9 protein-coding genes are annotated in these 13,642 nt (G+C 42.2%); 3 read left to right on the forward strand and 6 right to left on the reverse strand.

The window, feature by feature from the left end:
- Positions 1 to 204: 204 nt before the first annotated feature.
- Positions 205 to 375, forward strand: a complete 171-nt coding sequence (locus V7K61_RS22215; RefSeq protein ID WP_335056567.1) for a hypothetical protein — start codon at positions 205 to 207, stop codon at positions 373 to 375.
- Between the two features lie 173 nt (positions 376 to 548).
- Here the strand turns inward: V7K61_RS22215 and V7K61_RS22220 are convergent, their stop codons facing one another.
- From V7K61_RS22220 to V7K61_RS22235, 4 genes are all read right to left on the reverse strand, one after another.
- On the reverse strand, positions 549 to 2,762 hold the full coding sequence (locus tag V7K61_RS22220; RefSeq protein ID WP_335056568.1) for a TolC family protein: 2,214 nt from the start codon (positions 2,760 to 2,762) through the stop codon (positions 549 to 551).
- Positions 2,763 to 2,865: 103 nt separating this feature from the next.
- Positions 2,866 to 4,428, reverse strand: coding sequence for a circadian clock protein KaiC (gene kaiC, locus V7K61_RS22225; protein ID WP_335056569.1), 1,563 nt, complete (start codon positions 4,426 to 4,428; stop codon positions 2,866 to 2,868).
- A 76-nt stretch (positions 4,429 to 4,504) separates the two neighbouring features.
- Positions 4,505 to 4,819, reverse strand: a complete 315-nt coding sequence (gene kaiB, locus V7K61_RS22230; protein WP_335056570.1) for a circadian clock protein KaiB — start codon at positions 4,817 to 4,819, stop codon at positions 4,505 to 4,507.
- A 151-nt stretch (positions 4,820 to 4,970) separates the two neighbouring features.
- Complete coding sequence (locus V7K61_RS22235) at positions 4,971 to 5,552, reverse strand: KaiA family protein (RefSeq protein ID WP_335056572.1); 582 nt, start codon at positions 5,550 to 5,552, stop codon at positions 4,971 to 4,973.
- A gap of 558 nt (positions 5,553 to 6,110) precedes the next feature.
- On the opposite strand from V7K61_RS22235, the gene V7K61_RS22240 reads away from it, so the two are divergent.
- Complete coding sequence (locus V7K61_RS22240) at positions 6,111 to 9,443, forward strand: ATP-binding response regulator (protein ID WP_442936350.1); 3,333 nt, start codon at positions 6,111 to 6,113, stop codon at positions 9,441 to 9,443.
- A gap of 169 nt (positions 9,444 to 9,612) precedes the next feature.
- Here V7K61_RS22240 and V7K61_RS22245 read toward each other — a convergent pair whose 3' ends face one another.
- Complete coding sequence (locus V7K61_RS22245; RefSeq protein ID WP_335056574.1) at positions 9,613 to 11,583, reverse strand: ArnT family glycosyltransferase; 1,971 nt, start codon at positions 11,581 to 11,583, stop codon at positions 9,613 to 9,615.
- 273 nt (positions 11,584 to 11,856) lie between these two features.
- The gene (locus V7K61_RS22250) at positions 11,857 to 12,495 is read right to left on the reverse strand and encodes a hypothetical protein (protein ID WP_335056575.1); all 639 of its coding nucleotides are present in this window, start codon (positions 12,493 to 12,495) and stop codon (positions 11,857 to 11,859) included.
- A gap of 805 nt (positions 12,496 to 13,300) precedes the next feature.
- Between V7K61_RS22250 and V7K61_RS22255 the strand changes: the two genes are divergently transcribed.
- Positions 13,301 to 13,633: a DUF565 domain-containing protein gene (locus V7K61_RS22255; RefSeq protein WP_335056577.1), complete on the forward strand. Its 333-nt coding sequence runs from the start codon at positions 13,301 to 13,303 to the stop codon at positions 13,631 to 13,633.
- Positions 13,634 to 13,642: the final 9 nt, after the last annotated feature.

The raw sequence follows: 13,642 nt of genomic DNA on the forward strand, positions 1-13,642 counted from the left end.
CACTCAGTTATGTTAGTCCAAATTGGACTATAGCGCTTCTCTGTTAAGTCCAATACAGTCCTCACAAAAATAACTCCTTCCCTACTACCTCTCTCCAACCCTCTTTTCAGAGGAACCGAAAAACTTTTTTTACTGGAAGAGGGGGAGTAAAATTCTCGGACTAGATATAGTAGACCCTCAATACGGTTTGGTTAAGGTTTTTTGATGAAAATTTTAGATCGCAAAGATTCGATAAATCATCATAAAGACGCGATAAATCGCCGTCTCTACAAAAGACCGATTATTGTAGAGACGGCGATTCATCGCGTCTCTTGCCTTAACCGAACAGTATTGAGTAGACCCTTATCCTTTAGCGATCGCTTTCATAATTTCTAAAAAATCACAATTTACAATACTATCTTTTGGACTAAAAAGCCTCATCTTTCCAGTAAATACACTGAATAAATGAGGCTTTTAGCTAACTTTTATTAGAAACGCTACTGGACTGTGTAATGCCCCGATCAACACAACAGCAGTCAAAAGTATTGATTCAGTTGAGTTTCACCTAATCAGCGGAATGCTCTAAGAGTAACAGATCGTTGTAACTGAGCTAAAGCGCGGTTGTAATCCAAAATTGCTGTGACTCGATTACCTTCAGCTTGGGTGAGGTCATTTTCAGAGTTAATGACATCAGTTTGAGTACCTACACCAGCTTGGAATCGCAAACGCGCTAAACGTAGAGCTTCCCTGGCTTGTTCTAAAGCGGTATTAGCGGTTTGAACATTCTCCAAACTAGATTGCTGGGTAGAATAGGCTTGTTCTACCTGAAAGCGAATTTGGTTGCGCTGTTCAGCAAATTGAGTTTCTGCGATCGCAATATTAGTTTTGGACTGAGCTGCCCTTGCTCTTGCGGCTCCCCCATCAAACAAATTTAGGGTTGCCCTAACTCCAAATGAATAACCATCAGTAACGCTGACATTATCATCGAACTGATCGAGCAGGTCGTAGCTGGCGACCAAACTAACTTGAGGCCCCAGTTCCGCAAGAGCTTGTTTGCGCTGTTGCTCGCTAATATTACGTTGTGCTAACTGCTGTTGCAGTTCTGGACGATTTTGATAAGCCAACACAATACTTTGTTCTAGGGTTGGGTTCCAAAGACCAGCTAATTGTACAGGGTCAGCGGCACTGATATTGATTGCTTGCGGCAAACTTATTCGAGTTGCTAATTGACGGCGGGAAATTGTCTGCTGGGATCTAGCATTAGTTAAATTTTGTTGGGCATTTGCTAAATTCACCTGCGATCGCAACACATCGAACCGCGTACCAACCCCAGCTCGCTCTAAAGATTCTGCATCACGTAAACTAGCTTCAGAGTTCTGCACAGCCGATTGGGCAATCCGTACTTGTTCATCCGCTTGTTGCAAATTGTAGTAGTCTGTGGCAACATTCAAACGGATTGTCTCAGACTGAGTTTCTACAGCCAACTCGTTGAAACGTACTTGTTCTTCAGCCGCTTTGATGCTAGATTGCACTCTCCCAGAAGTGTAGATATTATACGACAGTTGTGCTTGACCAGAAAAAGATGTGCTGGGTTGATCTTGGTTAGACAGTAAGCCATTTCGTCCGTTTAATTCGTCCTGAAGCTGACTGCTAGAAGACTGACTTCGAGTCAGATCCGTGCTAACTCCCAGAGTGGGCAATAAAGCCGCTTGCGCCTCGCGTAGAGCCGCTTTATTGCGTTCTAGCTCCAATAAGGACACCTGTAGATCGTGATTGTTACGCCGTGCTAACTCCAGAGCTTGTGCCAAAGTAATTGGTTGATTTGCCTGAAGTCTCACTTCCTCCGCTTTGGTGGGAAATTGTAGGGGATTTGAGTTAGGAATCAGGTTCTCTGGAATTTGCACTGGCCCTGACGGTACTGGAGTTACCGTTGTTGGCACAGTGGCAGGTTGCACCGAACCCCCTGGTGTAGGAGTTACAGTTCCTGGCGCAATTAGAGTTGGCGTTGAACCCTCTGGTGTAGGAGTTACAGTTCCTGGCGCAGTGATTGGCGTCGAATCTGTTGGAATCGTGGTATTACTCTGAGCCAAGCGACCACCAATAGCGTTTTGTCGTAAGCAGGTGCTTGAGGTTAGTAGCACAGCCAAGGAGTCAGTTTTGCTTTTGCTCAACTCCTGTGGACACCTCTGCGCTGACAACAGTTTTGCTGCTCCTGCACCTGTGGCTGAAGTTTGTAAAAATGTTTGCAACGGAGTAACAGTATTTATCTTTTGAACCACTGGCTGCTGTGCAGAAGACAGGGACAAAATTTCTTTTTGGACAGAAAGGGGTTTTGAAGTGTAGTTGGGAACTACTATCTTCTTTAATTTCTGCCCATCAGCGCTTGAATTACTCTGTTTTTGGTTCTTTTGAGCTTGGGAAGGATTAGAGGTAGCTGTCAAACTGAAAAATCTACCTTTATCTTTCTTAAGTAGTTGTTTTATTGGTAAAACAGTATTTTCAGCCGTAAATACTGGAATACTGTTATTACTTAAAGGTTTCACACTAACTTTAGTAAAACCCAAAGCAGGTACTAGGGTTGGAACACTAACATTTGCACTGTTAGGCAGTTGCCTATTTATGGTGTCTACAACCAAGTCTTGACCATAAGTAGAAGTCAAAACACTAGGAGACGCCAGTTGTACCCCAGTTAGTTTCGCAGTACCAGCCCAAGCAGGCCCAGTTGTTAAGACCGCTGCCGTTACACCAGGTAAGAAGCTATAAAATAATTGCTGTCCTTTCACCGCATCCCTCACACGAAAATCAATCTAGCGGCAGAAAACCTTTCTTCACCACAGAATATAGCACGATACTAAACTTAGGAAAGAATATACTACGATACTAAATTTAGGGTTCGGAACTCTGTTTGTCTTCAAAACGTCTAACAATGCGAGAAAGTTCCGCCTTTTCATCGATACTAACGCGAGTAGGAGCACCGCTGATAATCCGTTCGTAGTTTCGGAAAGAATCTTTGATATCGGGCCCGTCAGCAGTAATATTATACTCACGAATTCCTTTATCATGCCAAGACCCGCGCATTTTGAATACGTTAATTGCCCGCGACATTTCTCCACGAATTTCTACGTATTGTAACATCAGAATTGTATCGGTAATCGTAGAAATATGAGAGTCAGTAATCGAATGCGCTCCTAAAAATTGGTCGGTTGTGTTGGTAAAGAAACCAGTAATTTCTTCTTGTTTAGCATAACCTGTCACACCAATTACAAACTGCCGAAATGCATTATTCGTAACTCCTCTAGCTAGTGCTGATAGAGAATCAATAGCAATCCGAGCGGGTTTGAAAATAGCAATTTCTGATTTAATAATTTGTAAGTGGTCTTCTAAACCAGTTGATTCAGGATAGGTACAGATGATTTTGAGTAAACCTTGATCTTCTAATTCTTCAAAATCAATTCCCCAAGAGGAAGCATTACGAGATAATTGGGCGCGTGATTCTTCATAAGCAAATAATATTGCCTGTTCTCCATTGAGACAGCCATCTTGAATAAATTTACTGACTAATAAAGTTTTACCAGTACCTGTGGCTCCTGTTGCCAAAATAATTGAATCTTTAAAGAAACCCCCACCGCACATTTCATCTAAGGTTTTGACACCAGAAGATACCCTGACATTAGAAGAACGTTGAGTCAAGCGCATTGCTCCGAGTGGGAAGATGTTAACTCCTTCATTAGTAATCGTGAAGGGATACTCGCCTTTCATGTGAGTTGTGCCGCGCAATTTGAGAATTTCAATTGTGCGACGGCGGCGTTCTCCTTCTAAAACGTTGCGAACAATTACTACGTTATCGGAAACAAATTCTTCCACTCCGAAAGAGGCAACGGGCCCATATTCTTCACCGCGTTCAGTGGTAATTACTGTGGTAACACTCAGTAGTTTGAGACGTGCTACCAGGCGGAAGATTTCGCGTCGCACTACTCCCATTGCTTCATACTGCTGAAATACTGCTGTTATTGAGTCGATGGAAACTCGTTTAGCTTTGTATTTGCGGATGGCATATTGCAAGCGCTCAATGAGTGCAGAAAGGTCAAAATTTCCCACGATATCTTGACCTTCTGGATCGGGAGATGCATCAAGAATAAATAACTTGCCTTCTTCAATTAAGCGGGGCAAGTTCCAACCAAAGATATTAGCATTTTTAATAATATCACTTGGTGATTCCTCAAAGGTTACAAATACTCCTGCTTCATCAAAGTAGGTGATACCGTTATAGAGAAACTGAAGAGAAAATAAGGTTTTACCTGTGCCGGATGTACCACTAATCAAGGTTGTTCTACCAATTGGTAAACCACCATGACTAATATCGTCAAACCCTTCGATCATCGTCCGAATTTTTTCGACACCCCTAATTATTGGTGGTTGTTTTGGTTCTACTTGCTCGTTTTCGCTCATTGCTTGATAACAAAAGAATATTAAAACCTGTTTTTTTATTACTAAAGTTTTGACTCAATTTTTGATGATTAAAAATTTACTCTTCAAAATCTTCTTCACTCAATTCTTCATAGAGCAAATCCAATCCAATCAACACTCTTTCTCTATCTGAAAGATCCCCAATAATTTTGCGAACGGGGGGAGGCAAAATTTTAGCTAATGTTGGCGTTGCCAAGATTTTATCTTCTTCCGCCAGTTGTGGACTTTTCAATACATCGATCACTTTTAAAGCATAAACACCTTCAAACTCCTGCTCTAAAATCTCTTTAAGTGTTTTTAATGCCCGGACTGAATTAGGAGTGTTACCTGCTACGTAAAGCTTGAGAACGTAGGTTTTTCTGGCTTTATTCATATACTTAATAACTAGTCATGAGCATAAAATAATAAGATGCGATGCCTTCTCTGCGTAGACGCTACGCGAACGGCGGGCGCAGCTATCGCGCATTGGCAGTAACTAACAGCACTAGGATGTTCCAAGTGGAATAGACAGCGATAAACTTAATTTATTTAGAAATCGAACTCCTATAGACTTCGCACAAGTGAGCCAAGATATCGATCAACGTTAGGCGGTAATCAAGTAACGTTTCATTGCTCCTTCCTTCTAATTTTAGCTGGTGAGAAAATTCTTCAATTACCTCCATGTGAATTTCGATTATTTGGGGCACAGGAATATTAGCATAAAATATAGCATTGATAAATTTATCAATTTTATCTTTAAGTGTTTTGTCTGTAGTAAAATAATCTATAAGAATCAGGCTATAATCTATCTTAAGCTGTCTTAATAATCTTTCTCTTTCTGCCGGAGTCATCTCCTGAAAATGCTGTTGGCTTTTTTGCATCTGACTGGCAAATACATAAACGTACTTGCTAGTGTATGCCTTACTTGGATTTCGTGGCAGACAATTTGGTAAATAGTTGATTGTTCCAGAAGTTGTCGCTGCAACAGGTAAGTAGCAAAATTGGGCAATAATTGCGTCCATCAATTGCCCCACCCACGTACTCAAACCTTTTAGGTTGGCTAAGTCAACTGGATTGTTTAAGCATTTGTTAACATTAGATTGCAGAATTAATATCGGTAATAACATCTATTCTTGAATATATCTCCTCGATCGCCCTGACCAATAAACGCGGGCTGATAAGTTTGGCTAACGCTTGTAGGGAAATACTACGTATGCAGTCAACTGGTGATTTAACCCCAAAATAACCCTCTATGCAAGCAGATAGTGCTACGCAGTTAACAATCTAGTGCAGCAACTAACTGCTAGAACTTAGTAGGTCTTTGATGATGAGGTATCCGTTGGCATAGCAAGACACAGTAGTTAACTCATGACTTACATATCTATGTATATAAATAGATAGATTTTTTTATTTTGCTCCTTGATAAGATACTTAAACGAACTTAAAGGATTGTCGCATTCCAAATCATTATAATTCCTCAAGGTTCTAAAGCGAATCTTTGGGGCCATAATTGTTTTAGCCGTCGCTATCGATGAGGAGTTTAAATACCAGTAAGACACTGGAGAGGCTAGTTGCTAGAGATGAGAAACGTCGCCTCTTGCAAAAGTGCACTCGTTTGCAATTCCCGTGTCCGTTAGGGAAAATCCCGTTGTTTTAATGGCGTTGAAATAACCAGAGTTGCTTATATGAGTCTTCTTAAAGGATATGACTTCAGGCAAAAAGACCATCAACTGGCAGATGGAAATGCCGGAGGGTTCCACAGGAAGAATGACCCCCAAATCCCTATGTTAATGCTAGATTACCCGCTTTATGACTTTCAGGCAACCGTACCTAGCTGCCCCCAAACAAGTTCTCTGGCAGTGGTGTTGGAGATTTTTGAGCAAGAGCAGTGCGATCGCTTGGTAGTAGTAAATCAACAGCAATGCCCCATCGGATTGCTGTATTCTGCTCGTTTAATCCCCAAATTATTAGTACAAAGTGACGATAAAAATCTAAATTTACAACAATCGCTCTCTAGCTGGGGTCAAGGTCTAATTGAGCCAATAGAGACAATATCAGCTTCGGAGCGTGTAGAGCGATTAAGCTTGCGCTGGTGCGATTCACAAGTCGAAAAACCCCAAAATTTAGATTGGGTGCTGATTGACTCTGATGGTCGATATTTGGGGCTGCTAGATAGTTCGCGCCTGTTGCGATCGCTGGCTCAAGAACGTATGGCTGGCTTACAAACGTCTAGCAAGCATCGTCATGAGTATGATGGTGGGCCAAATGAACCCAAGTCCTTAGGACATCAGCCATTAATACACTTGCTAGAAAGACTGCCTTGGCCTTTGATGTTGCAAACAGGTACTGGCGAGGTGGTAGCCCGAAATCCCGCTTGGTGGCAGCAATTAGGAGCCTTGAAAGATCCAGAAGGAGTTAGGCAACAAGTGGAGGCAATACTTGTCCCTAACCGCTCCGAAATCGCAGAATATGTCACCCAACCAGCAATCAACGTTCATCCCAATGTTAAAGAGAATGAGCATGATGGTGAAGAAGAACAAATTCAGCAAGAAGCATCAGGTCATGCTGCATACAGCCGATGCTATTTAGATAGTCAAGTGGGTACTTGTACCTGCGTTGTCGAAGTGCAAAATGGTCAAGAGCAAATCTGGCAGTTTGCCAAAATTCCCTTAGATAGTCCTGAGTTTAAAGTGATGAGTGCTGAAGCGGAGGTTACACTCAGCACTGATTTGTGGTTGGTTTTAGCCACTGATGTCACTGAACAGCAGCAGCTTTGTAAAGAACTAGCAGCGAAGAATGCCGATTTAATTCAACTAAATCGGTTAAAAGACGAATTTTTAGCTTGTATTAGCCATGAACTCAAAACTCCCCTAACTGCCGTTTTGGGATTATCGCGCTTGCTAGTGGATCAGCAGTTGGGAGAACTTAACGAGCGTCAAGCCCGTTATGCGGGACTGATTCATCAAAGCGGACGCCACCTGATGAGTGTTGTCAATGACATTTTAGATTTGACCCGGATGGAGACGGGACAAATGGATTTGACGCTGACTCCGGTGAAAATTCAGGCTGTGTGCGATCGCGCCCTATCGGAAGCCAAAGCTATCCACACTCAAACTACCAAAGCGACATCTGCACCGCCACCTGCAAATGCCCGTTCATCTGCTCCTCAATTCTGTCTTTCCATTGAACTAGGTTTAGATCAGATGGTGGCAGACGAATTGCGCTTACGCCAGATGCTAGTACACCTACTTTCCAACGCCTTTAAATTCACCGAAATATCTGGTGAAATTGGGCTGCGGGTGAGCCGTTGGGAAGGATGGATTGCCTTTACAATTTGGGATACAGGCATTGGCATTCCCGAACACCAGCAACACTTAATCTTTCAAAAATTCCAACAACTAGAAAATCCCCTCACCCGCCAATTTGAAGGCACTGGTTTAGGGCTAGTATTAACTCGCGCCTTGGCTCGCCTCCACGGAGGAGATGTCAGCTTCTTATCGCGTGAAGGTAAAGGTAGCCAGTTTACACTACTTCTGCCGCCCAGTCCCCCGAAAACAGGCTTTTCGGAACCAGATATGGGAATCAGAGAAGACGAGGAGACACGATACCAACCGACACGGGAAAACTCCGCCGCTCGTCAGCATCCTAGTACGCCCACACAGCATCATCTGGCGAGTTCGCAACGATTGGTCTTGGTAGTCGAGGCAGTAGCCCGATATATTGAAGACTTGACCGAACAACTCAAAAGTTTAGGATATCGGGTAGTGATTGCGCGATCGGGCACAGAAGCAGTCGAAAAAGCGCGACGCTTGCAACCAATAGCGATATTTTTAAATCCGTTGCTACCCCTGCTCTCAGGCTGGGATGTACTGACTTTACTAAAATCTGACACCGCAACCCGTCATATATCTGTAATTGTCACCGCGACGGGAGCCGAAAAGGAGCAAGCATTTGCTAACCGAGCCGATGGTTTCTTAAGTTTGCCAGTAGAGCATCAGGTATTAGCACCGGTTCTCGAAAAATTATGTGCTGCACAAGTAATACCGCAGATAGGGTTAAATAATAGTGCAATTATCCCAACTAAAACCCCACTGCGAATTCTCAGGTTAGTGAATCCCCAGTTAGAATCGGTCAATCCCCACCCCTCACTTCGAGAACATCGAGTCATTGAAGTAGATGACCTAGATCAGGCAGAACTTTTGGCGCGGGTATGGCAGTTTGATGTCATTTTGTTAGATGTCGAAAGTACCACCGCCCAAATTTATTTGCAACAACTAATTGGACATCCACGTTTAGCAGCTATACCACTGGTGACTTGCGATGTTGCAACTACTTTAATCGCTTCTAAAATACCAGGGCTATCTGTATTTCCTTACTTAACACCATTTGCGAAAGATAACAGCAGTCGCGCCGAGAAAACAGATGCTTTACTATCAGTACTAGAAATTGCTTCTGGTATTTGCTGCCCTCCCAACATCTTGGTAGTGGATTTAACAATGCTGCGGGATTTCCCCCAGGTAAGACGTAAGCCAGCTAAGGGTTATCGGACAGAAAAAAATTGCTCAATTAGTAGTGAAACTGCGGAACGTGGTTCTGAGTGGTTCCAAGCTTTAATTCAATACCTCCAAACAGCAGGCTTCAAAGCGGCGATGAGTCCTTGTTGGGCAGAAGTATTGCAACAGATTCGCCACGAAAGCGTTGACTTACTGCTAATTTGCTTAGGAGAAACCTCTATTCACAAAGATGTACTCAAAGCACTGAAAACATTGGGAGATTCGCCTTTAAAGCTGCCACCAATTTTGGTACTAAATCAGCGATTAAATCGCTCAGAAACCAGTTTCCAGGATGGAGTAGCTTATCAGGAAATTAACAAGCAGAAGAAGAATGGTTTGGAATCGATAGAAACTGTTGTTGGTGCGATCGCTACCCAAATATTACCGCGATCGATATCAATGGAAGACCTCTTAAACCAGATCAATCAAGCTTTAGCTGTCAATGGTTACAATAGCAAATGTTAATGGAGCTATTAGTCATTGGTCATTATAGCGGTTATCAGTTTAGTGAGGTACAAGAACCCCACCCCCAACCCCCTCCCCGCAAGCGAGGAGGGGACTATGATGTACCTCGTGTGATTAGGAAACGCTATAGTTATTCTCAAAGGACAAATGACTAATGACAAATGACAAATTATGATATGTCGATTTTTTGATTTTTCATTTTCTTAAAAGGAACTCGAACCAAGTTATAAGCACCCTTGGTTGATAAATTCTTGTAATCATCTGGCTGTAAGTCCATTTGTAAAAACTTTTTCTGTTCGGCCAACAGCAGCACTGAGGAAGGTTTTAGTCCTTTAGCAGCCTGGTTTTTAATATGCTCTACAGCCTCTTTAGGAAATTTTAAATAATTTACGTGGATGTGGCTGTAAAATACCACACTAGGCTTTTTGAAGCCAAGCATGATCAATTCTTCGTTTGGTTGTTTTGCTTCTAGAATGACCGCAGACAATTCCCTTAAGGGTAATTGACGTTCTCGATCGATAAAGAACGAAGCAGGCGTTAAGACAAAAATTATAAACGCCACAAACCCGATTAAATTAATACCGATAATGTAGTTCCAGCGGCGACTCAATAATAAACCCGCGACCAAAACAGCAGAAACTAGCCAAATTATACACGCGATTACTGGTAAACCAGATTGTTCAATTAGTTCGTGGAAGTTACTTATTGCTGGATCGGTACCTAATATCTGGGTGATGTTGAGCAGTGCTGTTGCCAGAATTGATAAAAATACTACATTCACCCAACCACTTATTCGCAGCAAAGATGCGGAGATGGGGGGAGTGGGAGAGGGGAAAACAGGAATTGTTTGCCGTGTCTTTGTATCTGAAAAAAGGTCGCTCCACAACAAGGCTACCAGGATTGCTGCTGCTGGCATTAAAGGCAATACATAGCTAGGGAGTTTAGTAACAGCAATGCTAAAAAAGCCAAAGATGCTAGCAAACCAGAACCAGGCAAATAAACCAAATTGCTGAAAACGTTCAACAGATCGCCAATGCGATCGCTGCCAAAATTTTAGTCTGATTATAGAGGCTGGTAAATAGACTGAGTATGGTGCAAAACCCAGTAGCACGATTACAAAGTAAAAATACCAATGTGCTGAGTGACCATTAACTACTTCTGTAAAGCGTTCCAGGTTGTGATAACCAAAAAAGGAGTTAATGTAATTCCAGCCATTGCGCGAAATTACCAAAGCATACCAGGGCACTGACAAAGCGAGAATTATCAGTGTACCTACAAGAAGGTGCATTTCCCGCAACACCTCTCGCACTTTACCCACGTAAAGCAAAAAAGCGGCAACAATTAACCCCGGTAAAACAATTCCCACTGGCCCTTTGGCCAAAATTGCACCAGCAATCAGCACATAAAAAGCTAAATACCACTTGTTAGGGAATAGGGCATGGGAAATTTGAGATTGGGCATTGGTGATTAATTCTGCTCCCCTGCTCCCCTGCTCCTCTGCCCCCCTGCTCCTCTGCTCCTCTGCTCCCCTACTCCCCTGCTCCTCTGCCCCCCTGCTTCCCTCTTTCCCTGCATACCCTAGAAAGAAACATAACAAAGCCGATGCCATGCATCCGGTGAGCAGCATATCAGAGACACCCGTTCTCGCCCAAATAATAGTTTCGGGATTGAGTGCCATGAGCGCGGCGGCGATAAAAGATGTTAAGTAGCGACGATTAGGACGTGAAACTTGCTCTAATTCGTCTTGTTTAGCCAGATACCACTGGATGGTGTAAAAAGCTAAACAAACTAAGCCGAATGCTGCGATCGCGGAAGGAAGGCGTACTGCCCATTCATTTACGCCAATCAGATGATATGCGATCGCCTGACACCAGTAAATTAAAGCAGGTTTATCGAAACGAGTATCACCATTGAAAAATGGGGTAATCCAATCACCTGTAACGAACATCTGGCGGGAAGCTTCGGCAAAGAGCGGCTCTGTCTCATCAATTAAGCCAATGTTGCCCAAATTCCACCCAAAAGCCACCCAGCCAACCACCATCAACCACAAAATCGACACAGTTACACTCAGGGCTGGATTTTTTGCTATTTTGTTGAACCACCGATCAACAGTGTGCTTAACACTCAATTTCATGCTCATTTAGTCAATAGTCAACAATCACTAATCAATAGTCGTTGGTTATCTATCTTTTGTTCTTCGGGGTTTTTAATTCAACAATTTTCCTCTATCCATTACTTAACACTTTACCAACTGTCGGGTAAGTATGTAAAAATAAAGGTTTGAGCATATTTATTAGACATCATTGCAAAAGTTACTTTTGCAAGATGTTGGGGAAAGGAAAGGGTAAGGGAAAATTCCATACCTTTACCTTTACCCTTTCCCCCGCCCCTTATCCCCACAATGCCAAGAAGTCTATTGACTCAGCACAAGTTGCCATTCTCTGTTTTGGGAATTCCACTTAGGTAATTGAGTTTCGCCAATAATATAAGGGCCCCAGTAACGACGGGAACCATCTTGTGCAAAAGCAACTAAAACATCTCCCTTCTCCAGCTTTAAATTATTCTGAGGTAGAGATAGAACCAGTCCCTTCTCACTACCTTCTTTGGGAGCAAAATCCCAATGTGCCGGTACATCGTAGTGAGTTTGTTTTTTACTAGCTCCTTTTGCTACTGACTGTCGTGCTAGTAAAACCAGCCGCACAGGCTGATTTGTTTGATTGCTCATTCGCAAAGTCCCTCGATCTTTGGCAATGCTTGCTGATTTATCACGCTCTGCTAGGACAGGATAAGTATTCTGTTTACTGCTGTGTTCTACTTGATTGGTTGGGGTAGGTGCTGGAGTAGATAGACTAGCGGAAATATCTTTTTCAGGTACAACCGAAGTTGTATGCCACTCTTGAGTTTCTGTTGGCAGTTGTGAAGATGTATCTGGGTTTGTATCTGGGTTAGTGGACTCAAAGGATACGCTCAGTCCAAAGCATCCCACCAGAGCAACAAGCAGTCCCAAGCACAAAGCTGTAATACCGACGTTACGATACACTAAAGATTTCATATTGATAGTTATTAGAAATAAATATTTTGTTTAGGCTTGACCAAATAGTAGCCTATTATCCCAAAACATAATCACACAAAATAGCCGAATATAGACTTTCCTAAAATTAGCAACGCGAATGTATGATAAATATCATTTTGATTAGAAAACATTTGAAGGATATAATCTCTTTGATGTTTGAAAAACAAGAGGTACAGACATCCATTACTTTGGTTATTGACCGTAAGTATGGATAAAAACAAGATAATTTGATACCTATTCAGCCAATTCATTTGTATAAAAAAATAAAAGTTTCCTGAAACCGTTAGCAGCCTCAACAAGGCGTCCTTTGCTAAACGTCAGATAAATCTAAGTGGTGTATTTTATCTTCTGCTATTAAAAGCACCTTAAGACGATATTTGGAAAGTACCTGGTGATATAGCCAGTGCTTAGAGATCCTCCTTCCTAAATCTACACAAGTCCCTTCTTCTGTTGGGAGACGCTACGAGTAGCTTACTTCCATACATGAATACAAGTCAGCAAACCCCCTTAACGAACTAGCTTCCTTAAAAAAGGATAATTTTGAATCATTTTCCCATTTTTTAAGGCTTGAATGTGGGGATCAAACTAAATATTATTGTTTCCAAATATCTTCTAAGAAACTGTACTTCTCTGAAGATGATAGAATGGTGAAATTTGAATAAACACTGTAATTCCAGTAGATATCTACAATAGTAACAAACAAGCTGATGCTAAAACCAATATCCTTCTTACATTAATATAGATATATTTCAAGATATCTTGACTTTTCCCAGAAGTCCCTTTGATGCAAAACACTCGTCTCAACAACTTGTTCGATGCCATTGCTACACGCTTTGGGCAATGGTTTTTAAATCCTTGGCGACGGCTATCGTTGCTGATAATTAGTTTTTTGTTCGGTTTTTTTCTGGGAAACGCAGTTTCTACTACAGCTGGACAACGGGCAGAGTTAGACATTGTGGCAGCTGGTTTTTTAGTATTGTTGACGGAAATTACCAGCAGAATATTTTACAGTCGTAGTTTTTTGGAAAGGCGATCGCTCTTGGTAGACTCACTAAATCTTCTCAAAGTTGGTTTGATCTACAGCCTGTTTCTCGAAGCTTTTAAGCTGGGATCGTAGTCAGATGGA

This window comes from Nostoc sp. (genome assembly GCF_036918015.1).
GTDB lineage: Bacteria > Cyanobacteriota > Cyanobacteriia > Cyanobacteriales > Nostocaceae > Nostoc.

Excerpts from the sequence above, each read along its gene's own strand:
- kaiB (WP_335056570.1), bottom strand. The coding sequence starts at position 4,819 with ATGAATAAAGCCAGAAAAACCTACGTTCTCAAGCTTTACGTAGCAGGT.
- V7K61_RS22250 (WP_335056575.1), bottom strand. The coding sequence starts at position 12,495 with ATGAAATCTTTAGTGTATCGTAACGTCGGTATTACAGCTTTGTGCTTG.
- V7K61_RS22215 (WP_335056567.1), top strand. The coding sequence starts at position 205 with ATGAAAATTTTAGATCGCAAAGATTCGATAAATCATCATAAAGACGCG.
- V7K61_RS22255 (WP_335056577.1), top strand. The coding sequence starts at position 13,301 with ATGCAAAACACTCGTCTCAACAACTTGTTCGATGCCATTGCTACACGC.
- V7K61_RS22235 (WP_335056572.1), bottom strand. The coding sequence starts at position 5,552 with ATGTTATTACCGATATTAATTCTGCAATCTAATGTTAACAAATGCTTA.
- V7K61_RS22240 (WP_442936350.1), top strand. The coding sequence starts at position 6,111 with ATGAGTCTTCTTAAAGGATATGACTTCAGGCAAAAAGACCATCAACTG.
- V7K61_RS22245 (WP_335056574.1), bottom strand. The coding sequence starts at position 11,583 with ATGAGCATGAAATTGAGTGTTAAGCACACTGTTGATCGGTGGTTCAAC.
- kaiC (WP_335056569.1), bottom strand. The coding sequence starts at position 4,428 with ATGAGCGAAAACGAGCAAGTAGAACCAAAACAACCACCAATAATTAGG.